The sequence below is a fragment of the Vibrio sp. Y51_MX_L26 genome (assembly GCF_024181935.1).
GTDB lineage: Bacteria > Pseudomonadota > Gammaproteobacteria > Enterobacterales > Vibrionaceae > Vibrio > Vibrio diabolicus.
Map to the genome: position 1 here is coordinate 632,202 of NZ_JAMZAS010000001.1, position 25,688 is coordinate 657,889.

The 25,688-nt window shown below is 43.7% G+C and carries 24 protein-coding genes; 15 read left to right on the forward strand and 9 right to left on the reverse strand.

The genetic code is table 11. The annotated features are described in order from the left end of the window. The first annotated feature begins 91 nt into the window (after window positions 1–91). Both NL645_RS02670 and NL645_RS02675 read left to right on the forward strand, forming a co-directional pair. On the forward strand, window positions 92–631 hold the full coding sequence (locus NL645_RS02670; protein WP_048625024.1) for a cytochrome b: 540 nt from the start codon (window positions 92–94) through the stop codon (window positions 629–631). Continuing rightward, window positions 628–1,197 carry a YceI family protein gene (locus NL645_RS02675; RefSeq protein WP_005395526.1) on the forward strand — a complete coding sequence of 190 codons (570 nt, stop codon included), beginning with the start codon at window positions 628–630 and terminating at the stop codon, window positions 1,195–1,197. The genes NL645_RS02670 and NL645_RS02675 overlap by 4 nt, the downstream gene beginning before the upstream one ends. A 138-nt stretch (window positions 1,198–1,335) precedes the next feature. Here NL645_RS02675 and focA read toward each other — a convergent pair whose 3' ends face one another. Continuing rightward, complete coding sequence (gene focA, locus NL645_RS02680; protein WP_253651142.1) at window positions 1,336–2,787, reverse strand: formate transporter FocA; 1,452 nt, start codon at window positions 2,785–2,787, stop codon at window positions 1,336–1,338. 304 nt (window positions 2,788–3,091) lie between these two features. Here focA and NL645_RS02685 point away from each other — a divergent pair, with 304 nt between their 5' ends. Then, window positions 3,092–3,997 carry a LysR substrate-binding domain-containing protein gene (locus tag NL645_RS02685; protein ID WP_005395522.1) on the forward strand — a complete coding sequence of 302 codons (906 nt, stop codon included), beginning with the start codon at window positions 3,092–3,094 and terminating at the stop codon, window positions 3,995–3,997. A 435-nt stretch (window positions 3,998–4,432) separates the two neighbouring features. After that, window positions 4,433–4,915 (forward strand): DUF1097 domain-containing protein, encoded by a 483-nt coding sequence (locus tag NL645_RS02690; RefSeq protein ID WP_253651420.1) that lies wholly within the window; start codon window positions 4,433–4,435, stop codon window positions 4,913–4,915. A 151-nt stretch (window positions 4,916–5,066) separates the two neighbouring features. Here NL645_RS02690 and NL645_RS02695 read toward each other — a convergent pair whose 3' ends face one another. After that, window positions 5,067–6,701: an ATP-dependent endonuclease gene (locus NL645_RS02695; RefSeq protein WP_253651143.1), complete on the reverse strand. Its 1,635-nt coding sequence runs from the start codon at window positions 6,699–6,701 to the stop codon at window positions 5,067–5,069. Window positions 6,702–6,972: 271 nt separating this feature from the next. Here NL645_RS02695 and NL645_RS02700 point away from each other — a divergent pair, with 271 nt between their 5' ends. From NL645_RS02700 to NL645_RS02710, 3 genes are all read left to right on the forward strand, one after another. Continuing rightward, window positions 6,973–8,715: a bifunctional UDP-sugar hydrolase/5'-nucleotidase gene (locus tag NL645_RS02700; protein WP_253651144.1), complete on the forward strand. Its 1,743-nt coding sequence runs from the start codon at window positions 6,973–6,975 to the stop codon at window positions 8,713–8,715. Window positions 8,716–9,341: 626 nt separating this feature from the next. Then, entirely contained in the window at window positions 9,342–10,361 is a 1,020-nt protein-coding gene (locus NL645_RS02705; protein WP_134645655.1) for a TerC/Alx family metal homeostasis membrane protein, read from the forward strand. A gap of 278 nt (window positions 10,362–10,639) precedes the next feature. Next, on the forward strand, window positions 10,640–10,831 hold the full coding sequence (locus NL645_RS02710; protein WP_005376351.1) for a hypothetical protein: 192 nt from the start codon (window positions 10,640–10,642) through the stop codon (window positions 10,829–10,831). Between the two features lie 191 nt (window positions 10,832–11,022). Here the strand turns inward: NL645_RS02710 and NL645_RS02715 are convergent, their stop codons facing one another. The 4 genes from NL645_RS02715 to NL645_RS02730 all read right to left on the reverse strand — a co-directional run bounded on the left by NL645_RS02715 (window position 11,023) and on the right by NL645_RS02730 (window position 15,887). Beyond that, on the reverse strand, window positions 11,023–11,580 hold the full coding sequence (locus tag NL645_RS02715; RefSeq protein ID WP_005395511.1) for a PhnA domain-containing protein: 558 nt from the start codon (window positions 11,578–11,580) through the stop codon (window positions 11,023–11,025). Window positions 11,581–11,869: 289 nt separating this feature from the next. Further along, complete coding sequence (locus NL645_RS02720) at window positions 11,870–12,079, reverse strand: YgdI/YgdR family lipoprotein (RefSeq protein ID WP_041853072.1); 210 nt, start codon at window positions 12,077–12,079, stop codon at window positions 11,870–11,872. Between the two features lie 134 nt (window positions 12,080–12,213). After that, entirely contained in the window at window positions 12,214–14,622 is a 2,409-nt protein-coding gene (locus NL645_RS02725) for a VolA/Pla-1 family phospholipase (RefSeq protein WP_085343682.1), read from the reverse strand. 20 nt (window positions 14,623–14,642) lie between these two features. Then, window positions 14,643–15,887 (reverse strand): outer membrane protein transport protein, encoded by a 1,245-nt coding sequence (locus NL645_RS02730; protein WP_005395507.1) that lies wholly within the window; start codon window positions 15,885–15,887, stop codon window positions 14,643–14,645. A gap of 423 nt (window positions 15,888–16,310) precedes the next feature. On the opposite strand from NL645_RS02730, the gene NL645_RS02735 reads away from it, so the two are divergent. Then, window positions 16,311–17,339, forward strand: a complete 1,029-nt coding sequence (locus NL645_RS02735; protein ID WP_253651421.1) for a site-2 protease family protein — start codon at window positions 16,311–16,313, stop codon at window positions 17,337–17,339. Window positions 17,340–17,412: 73 nt separating this feature from the next. On the opposite strand, the gene NL645_RS02740 is transcribed toward NL645_RS02735, so the two are convergent. Beyond that, a complete protein-coding gene (locus NL645_RS02740) occupies window positions 17,413–18,201 on the reverse strand; it encodes a M48 family metallopeptidase (protein ID WP_012842308.1) in 789 nt (262 codons plus the stop codon). Between the two features lie 203 nt (window positions 18,202–18,404). Between NL645_RS02740 and NL645_RS02745 the strand changes: the two genes are divergently transcribed. From NL645_RS02745 to cutA, 5 genes are all read left to right on the forward strand, one after another. Continuing rightward, complete coding sequence (locus NL645_RS02745; protein ID WP_012842307.1) at window positions 18,405–18,839, forward strand: hotdog fold thioesterase; 435 nt, start codon at window positions 18,405–18,407, stop codon at window positions 18,837–18,839. Between the two features lie 6 nt (window positions 18,840–18,845). Beyond that, complete coding sequence (locus NL645_RS02750) at window positions 18,846–19,079, forward strand: DUF3389 domain-containing protein (RefSeq protein WP_005395503.1); 234 nt, start codon at window positions 18,846–18,848, stop codon at window positions 19,077–19,079. Between the two features lie 79 nt (window positions 19,080–19,158). Then, window positions 19,159–20,868 (forward strand): SgrR family transcriptional regulator, encoded by a 1,710-nt coding sequence (locus NL645_RS02755; RefSeq protein WP_047010405.1) that lies wholly within the window; start codon window positions 19,159–19,161, stop codon window positions 20,866–20,868. Beyond that, window positions 20,852–21,103 (forward strand): hypothetical protein, encoded by a 252-nt coding sequence (locus NL645_RS02760; RefSeq protein WP_053349877.1) that lies wholly within the window; start codon window positions 20,852–20,854, stop codon window positions 21,101–21,103. Before NL645_RS02755 ends, NL645_RS02760 begins: the two co-directional genes overlap by 17 nt. Before the next feature lie 14 nt (window positions 21,104–21,117). After that, window positions 21,118–21,450 (forward strand): divalent-cation tolerance protein CutA, encoded by a 333-nt coding sequence (gene cutA, locus NL645_RS02765; protein ID WP_253651145.1) that lies wholly within the window; start codon window positions 21,118–21,120, stop codon window positions 21,448–21,450. Here cutA and NL645_RS02770 read toward each other — a convergent pair. After that, a complete protein-coding gene (locus NL645_RS02770; protein ID WP_253651146.1) occupies window positions 21,412–22,008 on the reverse strand; it encodes a DUF2238 domain-containing protein in 597 nt (198 codons plus the stop codon). The two genes, cutA and NL645_RS02770, sit on opposite strands and share 39 nt — an antisense overlap. Window positions 22,009–22,252: 244 nt before the next feature. Here NL645_RS02770 and NL645_RS02775 point away from each other — a divergent pair, with 244 nt between their 5' ends. Together NL645_RS02775 and NL645_RS02780 are read left to right on the forward strand one after the other, a co-directional pair. Further along, complete coding sequence (locus tag NL645_RS02775; protein WP_005376329.1) at window positions 22,253–23,092, forward strand: isopenicillin N synthase family oxygenase; 840 nt, start codon at window positions 22,253–22,255, stop codon at window positions 23,090–23,092. 203 nt (window positions 23,093–23,295) lie between these two features. Next, window positions 23,296–23,916, forward strand: coding sequence for a DNA-J related domain-containing protein (locus NL645_RS02780; RefSeq protein WP_046876092.1), 621 nt, complete (start codon window positions 23,296–23,298; stop codon window positions 23,914–23,916). A gap of 82 nt (window positions 23,917–23,998) precedes the next feature. Here NL645_RS02780 and NL645_RS02785 read toward each other — a convergent pair whose 3' ends face one another. After that, window positions 23,999–25,654 carry an ABC-ATPase domain-containing protein gene (locus NL645_RS02785; RefSeq protein WP_046876093.1) on the reverse strand — a complete coding sequence of 552 codons (1,656 nt, stop codon included), beginning with the start codon at window positions 25,652–25,654 and terminating at the stop codon, window positions 23,999–24,001. Window positions 25,655–25,688: the final 34 nt, after the last annotated feature.

The window sequence follows — 25,688 nt, forward strand, 5'->3', positions numbered from 1 at the left end:
GATGGTAAATAATCTGTTTCATATGACGTAAATAGGTTAATGTAGTGTTTCTTGCTCAACATTAACTTAGGAATATATCTAGGAACTTGAGATGGATACACTGGTAAAGAATTACAACCTTACTGCACGCGTGATGCACTGGTTATCTGCGCTGTGCATTATTGGTCTATTTGCAGTGGGTTTGTGGATGGTCGACCTTAGCTATTACAGCGAATGGTATCGAACTGCGCCACATTACCATCGCTCTGTCGGTATTTTACTCGCTATTTTAACTTTGGCACGCATTGTATGGAAACATGTTACGTCGTCACCAAAGGTAGAAGGCAAACCTTACGAAGTGCTTGCTGCTAAAGCGGCGCATGGTGTTATGTACCTACTATTGGTCACCATCTTTGTTTCAGGTTACCTCATTTCAACGTCTGATGGACGCGGTATCGAAGTGTTTAATTGGTTTACCGTGCCAGGAGCGGGAGAGTTATTCCCAGGACAATCAGACATAGCGGGTGAAATTCACTTCTACGCAGCTTGGGCCGTCATCCTGATAGCAGGTTTGCACGCTATTGCTGCGCTAAAACACCACTTTATCGATAAAGACAACACATTAAGAAAAATGTTAGGAGCTTCAAAATGAAAAAGTCACTCTTCGCTACAGGATTAGCTATCGCTATGGCACTACCATTTGGTGCGCAAGCTGCAGATTATGTCATCGATACCAAAGGTGCTCACGCTTCAATTAACTTTAAAGTTAGTCACTTGGGTTACAGCTTCATCAAAGGTCGTTTCAATACATTTTCTGGTGACTTTTCTTTTGATGAGAACAACATTGCTGATTCAAAAGTGAATGTTGTTGTTGATACAACTAGCTTAGACTCCAACCACGCTGAACGTGACAAGCACATTCGTAGTGGTGATTTCATTGATGCTGGCAAATACAGCGAAGCGACCTTTAAAAGCACAAAAGTGGTTGATAAAGGCAATGGCAAGCTAGATGTAACTGGTGATCTAACGCTACACGGTGTTACTAAGCCTATTACTATCGAAGCTGAATTCGTTGGCGCAGGTAGTGACCCATGGGGTGGTGAGCGCGCTGGCTTCGTTGGTAACACTCGCCTTGAGCTTGCTGACTTTGATATCCCAGTAATGGGTGCTTCAAGCTATGTTGATATGGAACTTCATATCGAAGGCGTTAAGAAGTAACGAACTTCTTTTAGATACAGTAAAAGCGCTCTTCAACGAAAGAGCGCTTTTTTATTACCTCAATCACAATCGACAACATTGGCAAGCCAGTCAGTGACAGCGATTGAAAGCCAACAGACGTTGCAAGCGTTTAATGAACTACGCTGTTTCTAACTCGTTTTTTTCTACTAGGTTTAAACGCTCACCAAAAATCGGGCGTAGTGCTGTTAATACTTCAGTACGAGTAACAACACCGACCATCTGGCCATTTTCAAGTACAGGAAGTACTTGTGGCTTGCTCACTTTGATGCTTTTTGCGCGTTCTTCTAAAGATAGAGACGTCATGCGAGTGGCGATGCCCATGCTGCTCGTTGGGTACAACTGCTCTTTATCGATACATAGGAATTCGACAACATCAACGAGACGATCACCAGCATCAATTGCGACCACATCGCGGCTCATGATGTCGACGACTTTTTGGTCTTTCACCGGAATGTAGTCCTCACACCATAGTTCTACCATCACATCGTGAGCAGAGAAGAAGCCAACCAATCGATTTTGTACGTCTACAACAGGTGCGCTAGTTACGTTGTTATCAAGTAGCACATCCAGTGCGATTGCTATCGGTGTTTCTGCACTGATGGTAACTGGTTTTGGGTTCATAATGTCTTTAACAAAAGATGCGTTTTTCATGGTGAAATCCTTAACTGACGAGAGTGTTGTAGTCGTTGTGATAGAAGATATATTCGCTGCTTTTAGTTCTGGTCGGCGAAAAATACACCAGTTTGCAAGACCAACTAAAACCGCTCCGCCGACGATGTTGCCAAGCGTGACAGGAATTAAGTTAGCGGTAATAAAGTGGCCAATATTTAAGTCTGCGTACTGTGAAGCGGGCACACCGACGGAGGCCCAAAAAGACTCAGGTGCAAAATTCGCGATAACAATGCCAAGTGGAACCATAAACATGTTCGCGACACAGTGTTCAAAGCCACTGCTGACAAACATGGCCACAGGCATGATTGTCATTGCTGCTTTTGTCATTGCATTTGCAGAGCTAAACGTTAACCAAATCGCGAGGCAGACCAATAGGTTACAAAGGATGCCGAGCGCAAACGCCTGAATGAGAGTGTGATGAAGCTTGTGCTGCGCGATGTTAAGCGCATTTAACCCCCATTGACCGTTATCCATTTGATAAAGACCAGCTGCAGTAACTAGCGCAAGTAGGAACATCGCACCAATGAAGTTGCCAACGTAAACCTTGCCCCAAATAGAAAGCATTTTTCCAAACGAGATTTGCTTATTGGCCCATGAGATACTGGAAAGAACTGAGCTGGTAAATAGTTCACCACCGCAGATCACGATGAGGATCAAGCCCATACTAAATGCTAATCCGCCAGCAAGACGGCTTAAGCCCCAACCAGTGCCAGCGCTGCCAGTAGTCACCGTGATGTAAAACAAGAACGCCAATCCAATGAACGCGCCCGCCATGATGGCAAGACTCAGTGTCATACTGCTGGTTTTGTTTGCTTTACTTAACGCAAATTTTTCCGCTTCAGCCATCATTTCTTTTGGAGAAAAGTACTGGTGATTTTGAGAGCTGGTCACCGCCATATTGACTCCTTAATTTGTAATCGCATAAAAATTCCTTGGTTATTAACTCAAAAATGAAATTGTTGTTTTTATTTAGAAGCCTCAATGACTTCAGTCTCAAAGTCATTGAGGCTTGCGGTGTTCCCGAACCGCACAGTCAGAATAAGGAGAAGGGTTTGGTAGGTAAAATTGATAATATTTAGAAACCTCATCAAATTAATTGATAACTTTATGCGGCTAGGTAAAATGAACTCTATTGCTTATTGGGGCATGTTTTTAACGATTGTGAGGGTATGAAAAATACTCACCAATAATGGAGGACACTTTGCGCTACTCACTTAAGCAATTAGCGGTTTTTGACGCAGTTGCAGATACCGGCAGTGTAAGCCAGGCCGCAGAGAAACTGGCTTTGACACAATCAGCGACAAGTATGTCGCTTGCGCAATTAGAAAAAATGCTTGGCAGGCCTTTATTTGAAAGGCAGGGCAAGCAAATGGCGTTAACCCATTGGGGTATGTGGTTACGACCAAAAGCAAAACGCTTATTACAAGACGCACTGCAGATTGAAATGGGCTTTTATGAGCAACATTTGTTAAGCGGTGAGATTCGCATGGGCGCGAGTCAAACTCCGGCAGAGCATCTGGTTCCAGACCTTATCAGTATCATTGATAATGACTTTCCAGAAATGCGTATTTCCCTTGGTGTTCAGAGTACAAAAGGGGTTATTGATGGCGTATTAGATTATAAATATGATTTAGGGATCATCGAGGGGCGTTGTGACGATAACCGTTTGCACCAAGAAGTCTGGTGTCGAGACCATCTTACTGTTGTCGCTGCTTCTCATCATCCCTTTGCTCGCAATCAATCTGTAAGCCTCGCGCAGTTAGAACAAGCGAAGTGGGTGTTGAGAGAGCATGGCTCTGGCACACGAAAAACATTTGATAGCTCTATTCATCATCTAATTGAAGATTTGGATGTGTGGCGAGAGTACGAGCACGTTCCGGTGTTACGCAGCTTAGTTGCTAACGGCCAGTACCTTACTTGTTTACCGTATTTAGATGTAGAGCGATATATAGAAGCGGGTCATCTTGTTGCGTTAAATGTGCCCGAGCTAAAAATGGAAAGGACACTGTCATTTATATGGCGAGCTGATATGGCAGAAAACCCACTAGTCGACTGCATTAAACGAGAAGGTCTGCGAATGATGAAAGGTAAGCCTTCGGTATTGTAAGTTACCACTCAAATAAGCTCTAGAAGTACAGCAATGCCACTCGCTTAATTGGGAGTGGCATATTTCTATGTACAGTATACTGAACTTCGAAGAACAAGCGTGATTCAGGAGCTTTTATGCACTCACTTGGTGATCCATGATTCTGCACGCCGATATTAGCTTCCTAGTCTCGTTAAAGCTTGCTGGAGTGACCTATTGGAACTATCCAACACACATCCTTTTTTACCTAGCACTAGAAATACTCATTCCCTAAATCTGTTGATTTATCGGTTGCGTCAAACTTTTAGTGCAAGTCATGAAATTGCTATAACTTTATTGTGATCATTATCACCGATAAACAAGACTGATGTATCTAACATGTGTCCTTGATTTCAATGTATGAAGGCAGTTATTGAGCCATATGGGTACGATAATAGCCAAGCAGGTACGACTACCATGACGACACTTTTAGCTATCTCTATCACTACTGGAATTTTATCTGGCGTATGGGGTTGGATCGCCATTTCTTTAGGTTTGCTTTCTTGGGCTGGTTTTTTAGGTTGCACAAGCTACTTTGCTGCGCCAACTAGCGGATTGAAAGGACTTGGTATCAGCTTAATCACTAATATGACGGGTGTATTCTGGGCAATGGTAATTATCCACGGTTCAACTTACGTTGGTTTGGAAATTATCGGTTATGTGATTACCGCTATTGTGGCATTTTTCATGTGTATTCAAGCGAAACAGGCTTGGCTCGCGTACATTCCAGGCACTTTTATTGGTTCCTGCGCAACATTTGCCGCTGATGGAAACTGGCAACTTGTCATTCCATCTTTGCTGCTAGGTGGTGTGTTTGGTTATCTAATGAAAGCGACTGGGCTTTGGTTGCATACGAAATCAAGCACTACTTCTTCTACGCTTGCTGAGCAAGTACAGTAGTGAACCCCCGATCTTATTTGTATCCACTGTGTATTGAGTTTTATCCCTCTCAATACCTTTAATCAAAATTAATGATGTTTGATACAAGCACACCAATTTGGTGTGCTTTTTTTGTATTACAAGGCAAGGTGTGAGTGTGAAATATTCTAACTCATGTATTGCCGTTTGCCATGGTGACAACGCGCTTAAGTGTCCAACGCAGAAGTACAGGAATGCACTCCATACCTCTCTCTTCACAGTGGGAGACAATGGCCAAAGCTAAGTCCGGTTTTGCATGCTTTTTCAAAACACGGTTTACTACTTTTTTAGCTGGGATAGGGTGATCATGAGGAACTTTGATGATGTCCTTAAAGAAAAGTTCAAACCCATGGTTATATAGAAAATGTTCGATATCTCGATCAGGTAACTCTGTAAGTCTATGCCTTTCCTGATCATGATCGAGTTGCGCTCTCACGGCATGCGCGTACTTTTTACCTGCCGGGTCACCATCGGTAACAACATGCCAGTCGATACCGAACTCTTTTGCTACTTTGATCAGTGACTTCAGTCCTGACTGTGCAAATTCAACGATTTGAACTCCTTCCGCAGCTAAGTTATATCCGCATTGACGAGCCAGTTCATGAAATAACCAAACTTCAGTTTCGCCCTCTACGAGTAACCAACACCGTGCAAACAACGCCCCTGAGCGATGAAAACGAATGTGGAAACCAATTCGGCGTAACTCATCTCTACCAAACTTGGCAGAGTTTAAGCTCTTGGCAATGGTTCGGTCTGACAAGCGAATCAAACGCCGGATTGAATAAAGTGGAACCGAGCCAAGTAACGTACCGCTGTTGGTAGTTAAAATCTTTTGCATTGGCAACAACTGCAATAATGACCACGCTCTAGCGAGATGAGTTGGGTGTAGTCGGCCTTCCGGGTCTTCGATGATCAGTATCGGTCTTGCGCAGCGTCTTAAATCGGTAGGGCCTTTTGCTTGAAGGTAAGCATTGAGAAGCCCCATTAAAAGCAAGCGGCTTTGTTTGTCATTTGTTTCCTTAAGGAATTGACTTAATCCTTTATCAGAGGAAGGGCTCGTATAAAAAAGACCATCACGAGGTTTTCGTGGGTTACCTTTGCTGACGCTGCGGAACGCAAAATAGTGTTCGACAAGTGTTTGCATTGAATCGAGACTACTGCGAATCTCACCCTTGTTTACGTGCCCAGGCATCGCCAATAGCCGTCGACAGGTGTTATTGATTCGTTTTTCAATCCGAGCATTTTTGCTGTCGCCGTTGACGTGGTTTAGATCTGGGAAGCGTCGGGAGTCTCGTAGGCGGATAACAGGGTGAAGAGTCATCAACTCTACGGCGAGTTTCTCAGAGTGGTGCAGTTTCTTCGGCTTACCGTTATGATCCAAAAACGCGTATTCAGTTTTAATATCATACTCGTCGCGAGACGCACTAATTCGATAGTAAATGACCTGCTCACCATCTTCGTTTGTGCACCATGCAGGTTTTATCCGTCGATAACGCCCAGCTTTTACTTCGTTCTTGTCTTGTGCTTTAAAGCAAACAATGATCTGCAAGTGTTGGGTTTGTGGATGAGAAATTGAGTAATCAACGTGAAAATCTTTTAGTTCGAATTGATATAATGAGCCATTAGCAGGTAGCGCGATAGAAAGGGCATCGAGCAATGATGATTTGCCCCACGTGTTCTCACCGATGAGCGTAGTGAGTTCGTCAAAAGAGAGTGAAAGGCGTTTGATGCCTCTAAACCCGGAGATTTCGATGCGTTCTAGTCTCATCTCAATCCTCCTTGCAATTATTTGAATTATAGAGAGTTATTTTGCTACTCCTAAGCATATATTAATTCGAAATATTGGAGTTAAGCTCAGTTCACAAAATTACGAGAGCCCCTTAATGAATAGAGACCGCAACAAGCGACGCTTGCTTTCAAAAGTAGTGTAGATAGCATCGTGATCACTTAAACATGAAATCAAAAAATCACAGTTTCATAAAATTCATGATTCTGTCATGATTCACTTCTTATTATTATAAGGAATGAAAAGAGAGAAGATGAAGATGAATAACAATCATAAGCCAGTGAGAATCAAACTGGCACACATCAATGACACACATTCCTACTTTGAGCCAACGTCATTACAGTTAAAGCTTAAGATCAACAAAGAACTCACGTTAGAGCCATACGTGAGTGCTGGCGGGTTTTCTCGCATCGCAACCCGAGTAGAGCAGCTACGAGACGACGCTCAACGTCAAGGGCATGGGATGTTATTTCTCCATGCTGGAGACTGTTTCCAAGGCACACTTTATTTCTCATTATTTAAAGGTAAAGCCAACGCCGATTTGTTGAATGCATTAAAGATTGATGCGATGGCGTTAGGCAACCATGAATTGGATATGGGTAATGAACCTGTTGCCTTATTCTGTCAACGCACTCAGTTTCCATTGCTTGCTGGTAACTGGGATCTATCAAATGAATCGCTTCAAAAGCCTCACCGAGTCAGCGATAGCAACAACGTGTATAGCTATCAAACGGATACACAAAGCGCACAATACATCGTCAAAGAGTTTCATGGTGAGCAGGTTGCGATTTTCGGATTATCCATTGATAAAATGAGCGATATCGCGAACCCAGATGCAGATACGCCATTTAAGTCTGCAATTGAAACCGCTAAGGCGACCGTAAAACAAATTCACTCCTCTGGTATTAAAAATATCATTCTTCTAAGCCACTTAGGTTATGAAGGCGATTTAGAGTTGGCTGAACAAGTTGAGGGGATTGGTATTATTGTTGGTGGACATAGCCACCGACTGCAAGGCGATTTCTCATCAATAGGTTTAGGGCAAGATGATCCTTATGGTGTCAAAGTAAAACATACCTACGTTGTGCAAGCGGGCTTTCATGCTTTGACCATGGGGCACTGCGTCATTGAATTTGATGAAAACGGCAAAGCAACCATGCTGAGTGGTCAAAATGAACTGTTACTTGGCCGACGTATTTTTTGGGACTCGACACTAAATCAACAGCTTGACCAAGGCGTATTCGAAACCGCGTGTGACTTTATCCATGGTCAACCTAATGTGGTGGTCTGTAAGAAACACCCGGAGACTCAAGCAATCCTAAGTGATAAATACATCCCTCGGGTAAGGCAGTTACAGTCACAAGTCATTGCCAGTATTGACACCAAAAAGCGTCATGTGCGAATCCCAGATGAGTTTGGTGAGAGCGAGCTGGCTTCTTCTGTTGCTCGTTCATTTTTGTACAGCCTAAATAAACGCGGGCATGAGGTTCAATTTGCGATTCATAATGCGGGTGGCGTGCGAACATCATTGAATCCTGGCAACATCACAGTGGCAGATATTGCCGGACGGTTGTTGCCTTTTGCCGTTCCGATCGGCTTTTACGACGTAAAAGGCAGTGCTATTCGCCGAGCACTTGAAGGCGCCATAAACAATGCACTCAACAATGATGTGGAAGGTACTGGCTCTGGCAGTTATCCATACACTTACAATTTAAACTTTGAGTACCGAGCTGATGCCCCTAAAGGTGAAAGAATTCAGTCATTAGCAATTTTTGATGGTCAACAATGGGTCGACGTTCAAGACGACACCTGGTATCGAGGCACTTCCTCCGCTTATACCATGAAAGGGAAAGAAGGTTACGATGCGCTACTGGAGATGAAAGGCGAGGGGCGTGTAACCAACTTATCCATGGCAGACTGTTTTATTGAACTTCTGACCGATGAGCCAAACTGTTTGAATCAAAGTCACAAACTTTATACACAGCAACACAGGTAGTAGATATTGGTATCGATTTTGCTGCCTTTCAATTGCTACATGCGATGATGAGGGTGGCAGTATGTGGAATAAAGATTGGACAGATACGGCAGTGGTGGTTGCTTGGGTCGCAATTTGGTCAACGTTAGTTTACTTTGTACCTTTGAGCGGCTTTTGAATTGCTAATAACACGGAAGTTAGAAAAGGAGCAGTTATGCTCCTTTTTTGTGTCTATGTTCTCAAAGACAACGCTCTGACTCCTAAATGTATCATCTTGAGTCACTTGCTGCTCTTTACACCTAATAACAAAAGTTCACGTGGTTGAATCAATTCCTTTCTTTTTATATTTCTTTCTGATTTTTAATAGGAATTTTATTTCGATTGGACAAAGTTTTTTTGTTGGAAAGCGTGACATTCGGCGTTATCATTGCGGCGTTTGGGGAGTAGTTAGCGCAAGTTTACTTATCGTCATCTCGTTAAGCATCAGCTTATCCGGTAAGTAAAGGTGTTGCGTGATTCATCCACGCCGACACTTCAACGAGACCAACGCATTCATTGACTGGCAGCACATGATTACTATGTGACTGCTTGTTGTTATTGTCTGCGGAAGGTCACCAAACTCATGTCCTTCCGCCATGGGAGGAAGCATGTCTCTTATCGAAAGTACCACCCAATTGAGCCAATCGGCACCACTTCAAGAGTCATTAGCGATGTATGGCGCTTTTGGTCTTTTTACGCTTGTTCTTGTTGCGCTTGATATCTATCAAACGCGTGGTGGCGTAATAACGATGAAAAAAGCCATCCTTTGGAGTGTTTTTTGGTTCTTACTTGCCTTTGTTTTTGCAGGTTCTATCTATTTATTCTGGGACCTTTACGCACCGCACAGCACTTATACGAACGATAAAGCAACGGTTTCATTCTTAACAGGCTACTTACTAGAGAAGTCGCTAAGCGTGGATAACTTGTTTGTGTTTGCCATCATCTTTGCACAATACAGTGTGCCGGAGCATTTGCGTCCGCGAGCGCTGCTTTGGGGCGTGATTGGTGCGTTAGTTCTACGGGCTATCATGATTGCGGTTGGTGCTCAGTTACTTGCGCAGTACCACTGGGTGTTGTACCTCTTTGCCGCATTCCTTATTTGGACAGGTATTAAGCTTGCTCGCGACAAAGGTGAAGCAGAAGAAGTTAACCCATATCCTGAGCAGTTTATTCGCAAAATATTGCCAGTTACGGATGATTACCAAGGAAATCACTTAATCTTAAAGCAAGCTGGTAAGTGGGTGGCAACACCAATGCTGATCGTAGTCGGTGTAATTGCAGTGATGGACGTAATGTTTGCACTGGATTCTATACCAGCCATATTCGCGGTAACACGAGAGCCATTTTTAGTCTTAGCCGCGAACGTGTTTGCACTGTTGGGTTTGCGATCTTTGTACTTTGTTCTGCAAGCGATGTTAGACAAGTTTGTATACTTAAAACCAGCATTATCGGTGATCATGATGTTTATCGGTGTAAAGATGTTATTGGTGGGAACAGAGTATGAGATTCCGACAACGTGGTCACTCACATTCTTAATCGTTGTGATGACATCAGCGGTTGTGGCATCGCTCCTCAAAAATAAGTCGAACAGTCGCTCTAGCGTTAAAATTACTAATCAAAAAATATAAGTAAAGCGCTAAAAATAAAATAAATAACGAAACTTAATGTTAAAAACATGTTGTTGGTCGAGATGGCTTTATGCAGGTAACGTTAAGTTATTCAACATAATTAGACAGTTTATGACTATTTATGCTGTTATTATTCATTTGTATTTTTGATGTTTGTAATGGACTTGTTTTATTAGATAATCTAATCCGAATAGGTAAAATTTGTCATTTCTTAAACAATAAGAAACTGACTAATATACAACCAACAAAACAGACTACTGCTTTAAAGAGAGGCAATCATGGCACAAGCAATGCAAATGACAAATGTAGCTTTACCAACCTCTATGGATAAGAAAACCTACGCGGTTAACTTCAAAGGACTGATTGCTCACTTACTAGACATTCTATTCGTAGATAATACTGCACCACGCAGTTACTATGCGGAAGATTTGTCAGCTCACATTCAAAAAGATATCGGTATGTACCGTTAATCTTGAAATAATGAATGAAAATACCGGCTTATAAGCCGGTATTTTTTTAGCTGCTCAAACGCGAATAACGGAGCTAGAACTCTATACAGAGTCAATACCGGAGTAGAGGAGCTTATTCCAAATTGGTGTTCATTAGAAATGAAAACGGGGCACTAATAGTGCCCCGTTTTGACTTGTAGAGTAATACGATATTACTTCTTACGGCAGTATTCTGCGATCACGTACATTGACTGACCGCCATTTGCCTTGCCCGAAACTAGTTTCGGATCATCACCAAGGCTGATACCACGGATCACTGTGCCTTGTTTGATTACTTGGTTAGTGCCTTTAACTGGTAGGTCTTTGATTACCGTTACATCGTCACCTTTCTTAAGTTCAGTGCCGTTGCAATCTAACGTTTTGTCATCATCAGACATACCCTTCATCGCCCAGTTCATTTGCTCTTCTTCCATGTACATCATGTCAAGAGCATCTTGAGCCCAGCTTTCAGAGTTTAGGCGAGTGAGTTGGCGCCATGCTGTCACTTGTACTGCAGGAACCTGACTCCACATGCTTTCGTTTAGACAACGCCAGTGGTTAATGTCTTTTGGCTCATCGATCTCACCCAGACACTTATCACAAACCATGATAGCAGTATCAACGGTCACGTTACCGTGAGGTGGGACAGCGTATGCTGTTAGTTGAGATTCAGAAGAACACAGTTCACATTTTGACTCGCAGCGCGCAAGCAGAGTAGCTTCAATAGACATAAGGACTCACCTTAGTAATGTTATTTTGTGGCGGTATTATCCACTTTATCCTGAGAAATAAAAGGGTGTTAGCGAATTAAAGCCGAGATTTTACAATATTCCAACCTGATTAGGGTGAAGATGTAAAATATTCGCTAAACAAATAATACCTGTATATAAGAAAATGCATTGATTGCTTTGGGTGATGAATTGGTTGCTTCATTTATTGAGGAAGTTAGAAGTTCGTTGTGAGTATTAACTGCGCTCAGAAGTGTGGGTAGGGCCCTCTAAAAATATAGAGGGCATATTGCTAGCGTTCTATAATCTGCACAATTTGATCTTTTGAAATGCTCATTTCTTTCCCATCCATGTCTTCATACTCGTACATACCCGTTTCTTCGTTAAGGTCTGGTTTTCCGTAAGAAGTAATGATTTTCCCTTCATTTGTCGACATAAGATATTGGCTACTTCCGCACGCTGCAAGAAGTAAAGCTGTGGCCATTATAGTGAATATGCGCATAGAGTTTTCCTTTCAAACAAGTAAGTTAGGTACGGAACCGATTTAACTATAGCAAAGGATATACGGGACGGTTTTTATGATAGAGAACGAAAAAGCCCAGTCGAAACTGGGCTTTGGTAAGAGAGGTGATACGATTACTTCAGAACGGAAGTATTAGTCACACCCGTTAAAGTGTCATCCATTAAGAAGTCTGTGTTTTCCATTTGCATCTCAACGTGATGGTCAATATCAGAAAGTGTGCCATTTGGAGAAACAAACGTAATGTGCGATGCAGTAGCGTTATATTGCACAAAGCTTGCCATTGGAGACACGGCTGTATTAGCACTGTTTACGGTCGTTAAACCTAGTTTAGCTGCTAGAGGCTCAGTCCCGGCAAACGGTGCATTTGGAACGCTGTTTGGTACATTGCCATCGCCATCAACCTCGGTCATCAGGAATGGTGTTGTTAGTGAACCAGAAGCAACTAAATCTGACGCGTTTGTGAACGGGTCTACGGTATCTAGCGTGGTTTGTGCCGCGTAGATAAACTGGGAGAAGCCAGCTTCTAGTGTTGCTAACTGAGTTTCTGTTGCTGCGGCCTCAAAAGCTTCGTAACACGTTTTATCTTCCAATTGTGTACATGACGCATCTGCATAACTCGCGTAGTCTGCAGACGCAGCATATGCTAAGTTATGCCTGATCTGAGCGCCATAGGCTTCTGAACCTAGTAACAAATTGCCGATTTGGCCACCAGAGTTCTGTACAGAAGCAGAGCTAAATGTGTAAAGTGCATCTGCGTTGGGGCTACCTAGCGTGTTATTTGCTGCTGCCACGGCAGATGTAGCCACAATACCGCCAAGTGAATGACCTAACATTTTGACTTTAGAACCCGTCATTGGGTTAAAGCCTTGCAGAGGCCCTTCTGCCAACAGACCACCTTGCGCCGATACCACTAAGCTCGCGCGTAAACCCAATACATCCAGTACACTTTGGCGTAGGTTATCACGAGCGATTGCCAAGTTAGAAAGATTTAGATACGCCAAGATATTAGAATTAGCTGAACGTTGCTCATCTAAGCTACGTGTGCCGTGAATAGGTAAGTCGATAGCAATAACAGCCACACCTGCTTTCACCATATTAAACGCGAAGGCATATGAATCCTCTTTTGCAGAAGTGATGCCGTGTTGATAAATCACAACGTCGGTCGCGACACCAGATTTAGGTGTGAAGACAAGTACTTCGACATCTTCTACCGATTTAACGACTGGAACTGGGGAGTAGCGAGTCACAATACGTTCGCTGTCGAGTTGGGTACCATCGCTTAATGTGAGTTTAGCACCCACCAGTTTTAGCTGCTCTGTAGGATCGGTTGCAAGCTTTGTCACGTCAACAGGGTTATTTGCGAAAACGCCGGTTGATAGCTGCTGGACCATGTTCGCTTGCTCGTTCGGATCCGCCAGTGCTGCACTTAGCTTCGCTAGGCTTGGCATCGCAGATACCATTGGCTGCATGTTCCAGTTTGCCCCTTTTTCTAGATAATGAGGCAGTCTGACCACACCTTGAGTCACATTTACATCGGCACCTGACTTCGCATAAAGGCCTTTAATTGCCGTTTTTGCCGCGTCTAGGTCACTAACGTACTTACTAAAGTCATCGTCAGAGTCTAGCGCAGTGCTAAAGTCTTGGGTTGCACCAAGTGTCATTGTGTAGGCTGTTGATAAATCTACTGAACCTTCGTTCGCATCGTTTTTGTAAACGGCGTTTAGTGTATTTGCACCCGTTGAGAAACCGGTTGCGGTTACACCTTTAACCGCCGCCAAAGTATCACCTACAGACTGAGTGCTGAACCATGAGGAGTAAACGATGTCGTCAGGGTTAACTTGAGCTAGACCAAAAATGCCTTCCACCGCTTGTGTCACCGCTTGAATAGAAGCAAGAGCACCAGTTTCATAAACGATTTCTTTCGATTTACCTGTCGCGTAACTGGCTGATGTACCGATTGGCTCACCATTCACGTCAGTAACATCTTGTGTTACTGCAAAAATGTACTCGCTTGACTCATCAAGCGCATCCATGAACTGGATATATAGAGAGTTGCCTTTTGCTTGAACTACGTAGTCTTGGTTCTGAACGAGAACGTCTTCGATTGGGTTAGACTTACCATCCCACTCGGTCAAACGTTGATTAATCTTGATGACTTTAATACCAGACGGCAGCATACCCGTTGCAAAACCATCGCCTTTAAAGTTCAGAACGATTGGCATAGACGTTGACCATCCATCCATCGTATTCATCGAGGCTCTAGGGTTGGTTAAGGCATCATCACCGTCAGTTGGCAGACCAAGCGTGCCATCTGTTGTGTCCATTAATAAGTAAGAGGGCGCAGGTACATCCGCATTCGCCCCTTGAAGCGTAAAGCTGATAGATGTTCCACGGTCGAGCAGTGCTTGGACTTCATCTTCAAATTGAACTTTGTCGGAAGTACCAGAGCTTGATGTATTATCACCACAACCAGCAAGAAGGATTGCAGAACAAAGCATTGATAATTTAAACGTGTGTTTCATTGGTTTACTCCGTAATCCCATTATTTGAAGGTGTAGTTCATCTGTACCGCGCTGATGTAAGCAGTACCTTCAGAGTCGAACTTGATCTCTTCATCCTGAGCGTTCGTCTCGGTGAAAGAGCCTGATTTACTCTTAACAAGTGCAAAGCCTGCATCGAAAGTTAAATTCTCATTCATTGCGTAAGTCAGGCCCGCGCTGTACCAAAAACGGTCACTGTCAGGGATGCTCAATGTGGCTTCACCTGCTTGTTCGTCGTATGCAAAGCCTGCACGGAATGTCCAATCCGCATTGAGGGTGTAAGTTGCACCAATAGAATAACGGTTGTTGTCTTCGTATTTCTCTGGTTTGTAGAAACATTGACCAGCAGTTCCATCATTACATTGAGGACTCGTCGCTTTCAGTTCTTTAAATGTGCTCCAATCGGTCTGTTGCCAGCCGTAATGTACTGCCCATTGTTCATTCAGTTGATGGAAAGCCGATAATTCGATAATTGAAGGGAGAGAGATTTTTAAACGGCCATCCACTTTTGGTGATGGAGCTCGGCCTGAGTCGTAACTACTAAACTCACCGTCGTCAAAATCTAGATCAACTTTAGAACGGTAACCAAAGCCAAAACGGTTGTTTTCATTTAGCTCGTACAAAGCGCCAATATTCCAACCCCAAGCAAAAGTTTCGCCTTCCATGCCGACAAGGTTATCGGACTTATTACCACCTAAAATACCGGCGAGTGCGCCTTTATGACGAGTCAGCTCCGCTTCCGCGTACACTAGGTTGATACCGCCACCGACACTGAAAGACTCGTTGATACGGTAAGCGACATTAGGGTTGATGTTTACTGAAAGTAGGGAAGTGTCACCCGCCATGTCACCCGCAGAAATATCATCTGGATAATCAGTAGCAACACCGTATGTTGTGAACATACCGATACCCCAAGCCCAGTTATCGTTGATAGGGCTGATGTAATAACCCGCTGGCACGACTTGTAAAGGGGCAACATCTTTCGCATGTTCTTTGTTAACTGTGTCATACACATCGACTTCAGGATCGATGATAGATAACGCGCCCGAGAATTGAGCTTCTTTGAAAAGCGTCATCGCTGCTGGGTTTCGTGCAAGAACGCTGGCATTGTCTGCGACCGCTCCTTCACCTGAAAATGCTCGACCAAGACCAGATGCTGAATGCTCAGCTACCTGGAAGCCCGCTGAATGGGCATTACACGCAAACAATATCGAAATTGTAAGCAGAGAGCAGTGCTTCTTGTTCATCCTTGACCCTCCTAGGGTGTCATAGTGTTGGACCGAAGTCCTTGTAATTGTTGTGTGATACTTACACCAGTTGTTAATACGTGAAATACAACTGTGATGTAAATGTAATGTTAATTGTATGTTTAATAACTTGTCAAAGTTTGAGCGTATTTTGCGTTTTAAATATGATGCATAGGTCAAACGGTGATTCGTAAGGGCATGTATTATCGTTATATTTTTTAAGAGAATGGTACGACCAGAATTGTTTTACGGGCTTTATGATTAAATGGCATTCAAACCAAGAGATAGCGGGCTTTGCCGTTTCTGTACTTAGCAGGCATAATTCGCGCCTCGCTTTGTTGTTATTCAATAGACGCAATAGGAATCGTGTTGGAATTACTGAATGTTGAATTTTTAGGTCGTTCGTTAAGGCTCGAAGGATCGATGGCTGGTTGGCAGCAGTTATATTGGGATAACACCTTGGTGTCCCAAATAGATGCCAGTGATAATGTTGCAGACACTTGTCTTCACCAGTTTAGACTCTCTGCAGGGGAGGAAGTCCTGGTATGCCATTTGGAGTGTTCATTAACATGGCAACCGTTTGAATTGAGTTACAAGGTCACAATTAACGATGAGCTTATTAGCGAAGGTTGCCGAAATGAAAAAGACATCGAACGCCAAGTACCAGAAGTTGAGCCGCCAACGGAAAAGCGTTTAAGTGTGATAGGGCTAGTATCACTTGGAATGAAAGCACTCAAGAGTGCGAAAGTAATCAAAGTGGCGCTAGCATCTGCAAGTCTTGCTGCATATTCTTGGCTATTTTCTATCGAGTTCGCGTTAGCTTTGATCGCCTGTTTAGTTTTCCATGAGTATGGCCATATTAGAGCGATGAAGTTCTTTGGAATGAAGACCAAGGGCATCTATTTGATTCCATTTCTTGGCGGTTTAGCGCTGAGTGATGAAAAGATCAACACACGCTGGCAAGATGTGGTTATCTCGATTATGGGACCATTTTTTGGTTTAGTTCTTAGCATCGCGTTTACTTTGCTTTATTGGATGACTGGAGAGGTGCTCTTCGCTGGTCTAGCAGTGTTTAACGCGTTACTAAACCTGTTTAATCTGTTGCCTATTCTGCCACTAGATGGTGGTCATGTACTCAAAAGCATTACCTTCTCGATGAACACTTGGGTTGGATTAGTCGGCAGTATAGCTGCTGCCTTGTTGGGTATTTTTATCAGCTATTCTTTCGGGCTGACGTTGCTAGGGTTTTTATTGTTAATGGGGATGCTAGAAGTGGTCATGGAATGGAGAGGTCGACATCATAGTCATTTATTGCCGTTAACCCGTTACGGACAACTCTTCTCACTTGCTTGGTACTTGGTTTCTGTCGGTGGTTTTGTCGCTATCATTTGGTATTTTGCTACCCTTGGAGATAGCCTGTTGAGCTTGCCACTACAGATACTGGGTACTTAAACTATTCCTTATACCCATTAAAAAAGCTCCCTAGGGAGCTTTTTTGCGAAAAATAGACACTGGTAGCAGAAGTTTAGCCACATTTTGGCGCTTTCGCGTTATACGCAGGCAACTTATTTATGGTTGCTTGTAAATCTTTAATACGCGTACTGTGCGATGGGTGAGTTGAGAAGAATTCAGGCGGTTGAGAGCCACCGGATGCAGCACTCATATTTTTCCATAAATCGACACTTTGACGTGGGTCGAAGCCTGCTTTTGCCATAAACTCAAGCCCGACAATATCAGCCTCGGATTCCTGTGTACGACCGTATGGTAAAATAACACCGTATTGGACACCGACACCAAGTGCCGCCATCGTCATTTGCTGATACTGTTTGTACTCGGAAGCTCCTATAGCAACGTTTGCCAGAGACAATCCCGCATTTGCTAACTGGCTTTGTGAAAGGCGTTCATTACTGTGGTCAGCAAGGACGTGAGCCACTTCGTGACCAATGACTGTTGCCAACTGATCTTGGTTTTTCGCGACACCTAAAAGCCCGGTGTAAACGCCGATCTTCCCACCAGGTAGAGCAAACGCATTGACTTGTTCACTATCAAAAACAACCACCTCCCAATCTTTAAATCCAGCTTGCGCAGGGATGGTGTCAGTGATGTGTTTGGCAACGCATTGTACGTAGGCATTCGTTTTGCGATCTTTGCTGATTGGGATATCTTTCTTCATTTGTTCGAAAGATTTGGCGCCAAGCGATGACATTTCTTGATCTGAAAACATCAGGATCTGATTACGGCCGGTCGGTGATGCGCTACATGCCGTTAAGCCCGCGATAGTTAAAAGAGCAGAGGCTTTCATCCATACCTTCATAATAGGCTCCATCTAAATTATTTTTGTTTTGAAGCAATAGTATATACCCAAATAGTAACACGATGCATGGATCAAATTATTCATCAACTGGCAAAGAGGCCAAGATGTTACACCTTGAAGTTAGACCTAAGTAAAGTCTATGCTAGCTCTCTAATAAATCGTTACAATCCGACAAACCAATTTGTGAAATTAAGAGTAAAACAATGAGTATATGGAAAAAGCCCGTTAGCATAGAGATTCTGAATGCTACATCAAAAAATACCCTGATCGAGCACCTACAAATTGAATACACAGATTTCACGGATGACTCCCTTACAGCAACCATGCCTGTATGTAGTTTTACTCATCAACCTTTAGGAATGCTTCATGGTGGCGCTTCTGTTGTGCTCGCAGAAACATTAGGCTCTTTAGCTGCGAATTTCTCTGTTGATGAGGGGAGTTACTGTGTCGGTTTGGATATCAACGCGAACCATGTACGTGCAATGCGAAGTGGTCATGTGATTGGTACGGCAAAACCCGTACACCTTGGCGTTTCAACACAAGTATGGCAAATCGACATAACTGATGAACGAGGCCGATTAGTGTGTACCAGTCGCTTAACTATCGCAGTGAAGCAACATAAAACGAAGTCGGTATAAAGCAAGATGGTGATTGAGTTTTCATTAGGAAAAATCATTGCTACCCAGCGTGAAATCGTGATTAAGCTCTCCGGCAGTGCAATGGTGACCTTACAAGCGCAAACCGATTCTATCCAGTTACTGGGTAGAGGAGCGAACGTTGTTTTATCTCATGGTGCAGAGTGTAAATGGTCTATCAAGCTGGATAATGAGGAACAACTGGCCGATCTTGCACGAGAAATTGGCATCGATATTCAATAATTTACTGCGTGACGTTTGCACTTTTTGATAAAAATGAGGAAACTTAGCTTATCAACAATAAGATAAGAATTTCCTCTTTATGAGTAGCCCTCGTTTACGTGTTCAGTTCGAAACACTGTTTGAAAAATTCGCCGGTCACGATACGGATGTTCAGCTAGAAGACATTACCGAAGCGCTGTTTTGTACACGTCGCAATGCCCGTATTGTTCTCAATAAATTAGAAGAGGAGGGCTGGATTGAATGGCATCCAGCGGCGGGTCGAGGAAAACTCTCAAAACTCGTTTTCAAACGTAACCGTAGCGATGTCAGTGAAAACCTCGCCAGACGTTATCTCGACGAAGGGAAAATTGGCCAGGCTCTAGATGCGCTTGATAACGACGCGGCTCGATTAACGCAGGTTATTCAGGGTTATTTAGGGCTTCAGCATCGGCAGGGCGAACAGGTGGTACGTTTACCATATTACCGACCATTGGCGATGTTAAACCCACAGAAACCGATGCGGCGTTCTGAGCAACACATCGCCAGACAAATTTTTAGCGGGCTAACTCGCCTTGATGAAAATGAACAACTTCAGCCAGATTTAGCCCACACATGGGAAGCCATTTCTGATACGCACTGGCGTTTTTATCTTCGTCGTGGGGTGCGTTTTCATAATGGTGAACCCTTATCAACCAGTTGTGTACTTGAAAGTGTGCTTGCACTAAGTAGCCTGAACCTGTTTTCTCATATAAAAAAGGTATCTTCACCACAGGAATGGACCGTCGATATTGAACTCGTCCGTCCTGATCGCTACCTGCCTTTGGCGCTGAGTGAGTCGCAAGCAAAAATTTTGCTACCAAGCGCTTTGCGTTCAGAAAACTTCGATAGACAACCAATAGGGACTGGGCCGTTCCAAGTTAAAATGAATGATGATAAGCGTCTCATTTTGACTGCTTTTGATGGCTACTTTGGCTTTCGTCCCTTACTGGACCAAGTTGAGGTGTGGGTAATTGATGAAGCGTACTCTTCAATGGTCTATCCAAGCTTGTCTAAGCCAAAGATGGATAAACAAGGTTCATCTGATGAGGTCGAGCTTGATCCTGGCTGTACATTCCTATTACTAAACAAAAACACCGGGATTGCAAAAGACCCTCGCTGGGCAGAATTCCTATCACAAACTCTCAACAGTCACCAAATTTATGCTCATGTTCCTCAGGATAAAGTGATGGAACTGGGAGTATTGCAAGCCTTTGGCCTTAAGCCAGGTTGGATTGACCTTAGGCCAGCAGAGGCGGGAACCGTGCCGCAGGCTGATAAGGTGATTTACGTGGCGTATCAGAAAAAGCATCCGATGTTTCCAGTAGTTGCCAAGGCCATCAAGACACTCTTAAAACCGCACGGTATAGAGGTCGAGTTTATTCGTTATGATTCTCAACCGCCCGCACCGGAGGAAGTGGATATTTGGGTGAAAGCCATGGGCATTGCAACGAATCGAAATGACGCGTTGGCTGGCTGGCTTCTGGATTACAGTGATATTGAGAAATTCAGTTCTGGTTACGATTTTAGCGAATGGGCGAAGCTCGTTGATCAGTGGCGTGCTGGTGTTTATCCAGACTTCCCTGCACGTGAGCTAGGACGTCAGTTGGTAAAAAGTTGTCAGGTGATTCCGATGTTTCACTGCTGGTTGGGTGTCAATAAAGACCACAGCGGTGCCTTACAAAATGCAAAGTGTAATGCCTTAGGTTGGTTTGACTTTAATAACGTATGGGTAAAACCTGATATAGAAAATAATCATGGCGAAACCGAATAAGAAACAGCCGACGAAAACTGTCGATATCTATTGCTCAAAGTGTAAAACTCAACTATTCAAGTACCGTAAAGGCGGAAAAGGCGCACTGGTCAAATGCTTCAAAGAGCGCATTGTTGACGATTTCACACAAACCCCATGCATCTGTCCCAGTTGCGGGCAAGAGTTTGCAAGAGATACCCTAGTGAGAGGAACGCCCGCTTACAAAATGATTGGCGGCAAAGTGACAATGAAATAATGAAGGGCTAGAAAATGAGTATAAAACATGACTACTGCATGGTGTTAAGCACAACCTGCAACGAAAAAAATCGAGATCAGATCATTAAAGGTTTGCTAGATGCCCAATTAGCCGCGTGTATTCAAACGATGCCTATTGAAAGTCACTATGTGTGGAAAGGGGAGGTTTGTACTGACAACGAATGGTTGCTGGTAATCAAAACTCGCCGAGAGCTCTATGAATTGGTGGAAGAGAAAATAGAAAACCTGCACGAATATGAAGTAGCACAGATCGTACAGGTTCCAATTGTTGATGGGTTTAACCCTTATTTAGAGTGGCTGAGAGAATCGACGCTGAGCCGACATTAAAAACAGCGACAACGCTGCACCAACGGTGTCGCACAACATATCTTTCTGGGCGTCCCATATGTCACCTTGCGAGCCCAGAAAGGCGATTCCTTCATCGCCGCCAGCCAATTCTGCATACCACCATTCGATAATCTCATAGCCTGCTGCAAACGACATGATCGCAAACAAAGCAAACCAGCAAGAGAACGTTTTGTTGAACTTATTCTTGTGTATCAAGTATTCAGCTATCGGATACGCATAAAGGCCAATCGAAAAGTGCGCAACGCGATCAAAGTTGTTTCTATCTGAACCAATCATGTCGTTAAACCAGTCAAATGGTACTTCGGAAAACGTATATTTCGCTCCGATAGTGTGCAAACAGAGCCAGATGAACATTAAAAAGTAAGCCGTATTACTGAATTGATAGCGAATCGAGATTGCCCAAATAGCAACAAGAATACCAATTGCTGGGATAATCTCCGCAAACCAAACGGCACGTGAGTTAGGTTCTAACGCAGAAAATAAAAACACGATGGCATAAAAAATCGTCAATCCTAAGAGTGTCGAGGTGCTTTTCATAGAGTTACTTGATCCTTCAATTTATCTTACACAGTGGGACTCCATAGACTTGGGTAATGATTACACTTAATTGAACGGTGTGCAATTGTTATTTTGATGGTGTTTTTGATCACTGAAAATGTTGATTTATTGCCAAACTGCTCAACATTAAAACGTTTGCGCGTGCACTTTTCATTAAAGTTTGATTTACAACATGCCCATCCATAGAATCCGTGATTCAGTCTAATAAAAAAGAAGTAAAGCCATGAAACTGGAAACTGTCGATTATCTTGCTGACGATGCTGCTCAACAGTTCGTTACCTCTCTGCGCGAAACTGGGTTTGGTGTGTTGAAAAACCACCCGATTCCACAAGAGCTTGTAGAGTCAATTTACAAAAACTGGCATGAGTTTTTCTGTTCAGATCAAAAGAATGATTTTCACTTTAACGTAGACACCCAAGATGGCTACTTTCCACCTTCTGTGTCTGAAGTAGCGAAAGGGCACAAAGTGAAAGACATCAAAGAGTATTTTCATGTTTACCCTTGGGGTCAGATCCCAGAGCAACTTAAAGCTGAAATCTTAGAGTACTATGAGCGGGCGAATGCATTTGCTCAGGAGCTATTAGGCTGGGTTGAAGCGTACGCACCTAAGGACGTTCAAGAGAAGTTTTCTATCGCGTTGTCAGAAATGATCAATAACAGCGACAAAACATTACTACGCGTTCTTCACTACCCGCCAATGACAGGGGAAGAGGAGCCAGGCGCTATCCGTGCTGCCGCGCATGAAGACATTAACCTGCTAACGGTTCTGCCAGCCGCTAATGAGCCTGGACTGCAAGTAAAGAGCAAAGAAGGTGATTGGATTGATGTACCCTGTGACTTTGGTAACTTAATTATCAACATTGGTGATATGCTTCAAGAAGCGTCGGGCGGTTACTTTCCTTCAACGACTCACCGTGTAATCAACCCAACGGGTGGCCGTCAAGAAAAGTCGCGTATTTCATTGCCGTTGTTCTTGCATCCAAAGCCAGAAGTGGTTTTGTCTGAGCGCTACACCGCACATAGCTACCTTATGGAACGTTTACGTGAACTAGGGGTTATTTAACCTTTACGTGATCTCCTTACAAAGGCCGATGGTTGATGACTATCGGCCTTTTGTTGTTTATGGTACAAAATGATACCCACGCTTCATTCGGTGCCACAGAAATTAGGCCTGAAATACGCGTCAGCAAGCATTTTTACCAGTACAGATGAGCAGCCTTCTCTGAGATTAGTGTGATGCTTCAATATTAAAAACAGAGAGGATGAATGGAAGGACAACGCACGGTCAGTAGTATTGAGACTCATGCAATAGAAAACCCGTTGCTATGGCCAATGCTAGAAATTCTTAGAAAGCAGCCTTCCGATTGGAAAGTTCACACCTTAGCAAGCAAGTTGAGTGAACAGGGCTACATTTCGAAATTGGATGATTCTCCTGATAAGGATTTATTCAAACGAAATTTCTTAATCATGAACGCGCTATACCAACTGCAAGAAACGCTTTACCCAGATGCCTGGCTGCAAGTTGAAGCGATGAATATCCAGCTGATGTCTTCGTTAGAAGCTTCGAGGCATATCGTTGATATTAACGACCCTTTGCGTGAATATTATCTGGATTGGCGCAACTACGAAGCGGACGAAGATGAAGTGCGTCGATTGTTGAATGAATTTTGGACCACTTATCAAAAATTCATTAGTGGTTCGTCTACAGTCAGTGTGGATAAAACAAAAGCACTCTCACTGTTTGAGCTTAACCCTGATGCAACACCCGCAGAAATTAGAAAGCAGTGGCGAAAATTCGCGCTTCGTTGGCACCCAGATAGAGAGAATGGTGATGCAGAAAGGTTTAGAATTCTTTGTGAAGCGTGGAATGTACTGAGAAACGAATGATTCGGTATGAATAAAGATAAAGGAAGGCAGCTAACTATTAGCTGCCTTTTTTCATTGGATTGTCTCAATCAGCGTATCAAAACTAGCATGAAGGCTTAAACTGAGATTTTCTCATGCGATTAAGCGCAGCCATTACGTCTAGTGTACGTGGTTTGGCTAAGTCCCCTTGCTTAGGAAGCGATGCATGCCACTCACCAGACAGCATTTCTTCAATTTCTTTCGCTGGATGATTACACCAGCCTGGAAGCTGAGCGATTTGGAACCATAACCAGCCAATCGTGTTGACTTCATCAGCGGACTCAATCTGTTCCAAAGCGCTAAGGTCAGTAAACTCTTTGCCAAATCGAAGTGACTCTTTGCCTTTCGCATTCACACGGAATTTACCGTCAGTGAGAATATTCATCAAAGCAACGCGATTCAGGGCGCGAGGCAGGAAGGTTTGTAAACGTTCTTCCGATTCGTTATGACGTTGAGTAGGGTGCTGAGCGATCACTTCTTTCGCTTTTTCTGTCACATCAACCGCTTGGTAGTCGTGCATCTGAATGACTGTGTCGGCAACGTCTAAGTAGTCGCCTGAACCACCCATAACGATAATGGTAGAGATATCGAGATCATCTCGCAATTGACCAATGCGATCGACAAGAGGGGTAATTGGTTCATCACCTTTTGCCACCAATGCCTGCATACGTTCATCTCGAATCATGAAGTTCGTCGCAGAGGTGTCTTCATCAATCAATAACGTGCTCGCACCCGATTCAATAGACTCTTGAAGCCAAGCGGCTTGTGATGTTGAGCCTGATGCATCTTGAGTCGAAAAGTCCGCTGTATCTTTACCCATTGGCAAATGGTTGATGTAATTCGACAGGTTCAAATGATGCACGCATCGACCATCTTCGGCGCGGATCTTCATTGCTTTGTCATCAGCTACGATGTATTCACGACCATCTCCTGGAATATGATCGTAAATCGAACGCTCAATCGCATTCAGTAAGGTAGATTTACCGTGGAAACCGCCACCTACGATAAGTGTAATGCCCTTTGGAATCCCTAATCCCGTGACATGGCCTTTGTTTGGCGCATGTAAAGTCACTTGCAGCGATTCAGGGGCTTTGAATTCAACCGCCTCTTTCATTGGGAGATCACAGTTACCGGCAATTCGAGGGAGAATGCTGCCATTTGCGACAAACGCAACTAGGTTATTGGCTTCCAACTGTGCACGCAGGGCATCTTGGTCTTCAACAACTTGGCAATGCTCAATCAATGCTGCTTTGTCGAGTTCACGTTCTAAGGTCGCTCGACGGATAAACTTAGGCAAATGGAAAGTCAGTATGTTGTTGGCTTTTTTCCCCAACACTGAACGACCTTCAGCAGGCAAGTTAACTCGAAAACGCAGTTCAATACCTTCCTCGGTAAACAATACTGCGGTGCTATCCAACACAGTTTGGCCATTCAATGAAATGGATACGGAGTTTTCTTGTTTAGCAAACAGCTCAAAACTGCGCGCAATAAAATCACGTGCTGCTCGTTGAAAAGCAGGGGACTCGTCTTTTAACCATTCCAGACCAGTCAAGGACCAGGCGCGAGTTGCACGAAAACGTGACGCGGAAGCATACGGATCTCCTTGTACGTGATCGATGAACAAAGTGAAATCAGTGAAGTCGTATTGACCTTTGATTTGCTGATAAGCGCGGTAGTTCTGCTTTTCAATTTTCTTAAGCGTGGCAGTCAACTGATCCATGAAGATATTGGCCTTTTAATAGAAGCGGGCGGCG

Excerpts from the sequence above, each read along its gene's own strand:
- NL645_RS02670 (WP_048625024.1), top strand. The coding sequence starts at position 92 with ATGGATACACTGGTAAAGAATTACAACCTTACTGCACGCGTGATGCAC.
- NL645_RS02675 (WP_005395526.1), top strand. The coding sequence starts at position 628 with ATGAAAAAGTCACTCTTCGCTACAGGATTAGCTATCGCTATGGCACTA.
- focA (WP_253651142.1), bottom strand. The coding sequence starts at position 2,787 with ATGGCGGTGACCAGCTCTCAAAATCACCAGTACTTTTCTCCAAAAGAA.
- NL645_RS02690 (WP_253651420.1), top strand. The coding sequence starts at position 4,433 with ATGACGACACTTTTAGCTATCTCTATCACTACTGGAATTTTATCTGGC.
- NL645_RS02695 (WP_253651143.1), bottom strand. The coding sequence starts at position 6,701 with ATGAGACTAGAACGCATCGAAATCTCCGGGTTTAGAGGCATCAAACGC.
- NL645_RS02700 (WP_253651144.1), top strand. The coding sequence starts at position 6,973 with ATGAAGATGAATAACAATCATAAGCCAGTGAGAATCAAACTGGCACAC.
- NL645_RS02705 (WP_134645655.1), top strand. The coding sequence starts at position 9,342 with ATGTCTCTTATCGAAAGTACCACCCAATTGAGCCAATCGGCACCACTT.
- NL645_RS02710 (WP_005376351.1), top strand. The coding sequence starts at position 10,640 with ATGGCACAAGCAATGCAAATGACAAATGTAGCTTTACCAACCTCTATG.
- NL645_RS02715 (WP_005395511.1), bottom strand. The coding sequence starts at position 11,580 with ATGTCTATTGAAGCTACTCTGCTTGCGCGCTGCGAGTCAAAATGTGAA.
- NL645_RS02720 (WP_041853072.1), bottom strand. The coding sequence starts at position 12,079 with ATGCGCATATTCACTATAATGGCCACAGCTTTACTTCTTGCAGCGTGC.
- NL645_RS02725 (WP_085343682.1), bottom strand. The coding sequence starts at position 14,622 with ATGAAACACACGTTTAAATTATCAATGCTTTGTTCTGCAATCCTTCTT.
- NL645_RS02730 (WP_005395507.1), bottom strand. The coding sequence starts at position 15,887 with ATGAACAAGAAGCACTGCTCTCTGCTTACAATTTCGATATTGTTTGCG.
- NL645_RS02735 (WP_253651421.1), top strand. The coding sequence starts at position 16,311 with ATGGCTGGTTGGCAGCAGTTATATTGGGATAACACCTTGGTGTCCCAA.
- NL645_RS02740 (WP_012842308.1), bottom strand. The coding sequence starts at position 18,201 with ATGAAGGTATGGATGAAAGCCTCTGCTCTTTTAACTATCGCGGGCTTA.
- NL645_RS02745 (WP_012842307.1), top strand. The coding sequence starts at position 18,405 with ATGAGTATATGGAAAAAGCCCGTTAGCATAGAGATTCTGAATGCTACA.
- NL645_RS02750 (WP_005395503.1), top strand. The coding sequence starts at position 18,846 with ATGGTGATTGAGTTTTCATTAGGAAAAATCATTGCTACCCAGCGTGAA.
- NL645_RS02755 (WP_047010405.1), top strand. The coding sequence starts at position 19,159 with ATGAGTAGCCCTCGTTTACGTGTTCAGTTCGAAACACTGTTTGAAAAA.
- NL645_RS02760 (WP_053349877.1), top strand. The coding sequence starts at position 20,852 with ATGGCGAAACCGAATAAGAAACAGCCGACGAAAACTGTCGATATCTAT.
- cutA (WP_253651145.1), top strand. The coding sequence starts at position 21,118 with ATGAGTATAAAACATGACTACTGCATGGTGTTAAGCACAACCTGCAAC.
- NL645_RS02770 (WP_253651146.1), bottom strand. The coding sequence starts at position 22,008 with ATGAAAAGCACCTCGACACTCTTAGGATTGACGATTTTTTATGCCATC.
- NL645_RS02775 (WP_005376329.1), top strand. The coding sequence starts at position 22,253 with ATGAAACTGGAAACTGTCGATTATCTTGCTGACGATGCTGCTCAACAG.
- NL645_RS02780 (WP_046876092.1), top strand. The coding sequence starts at position 23,296 with ATGGAAGGACAACGCACGGTCAGTAGTATTGAGACTCATGCAATAGAA.
- NL645_RS02785 (WP_046876093.1), bottom strand. The coding sequence starts at position 25,654 with ATGGATCAGTTGACTGCCACGCTTAAGAAAATTGAAAAGCAGAACTAC.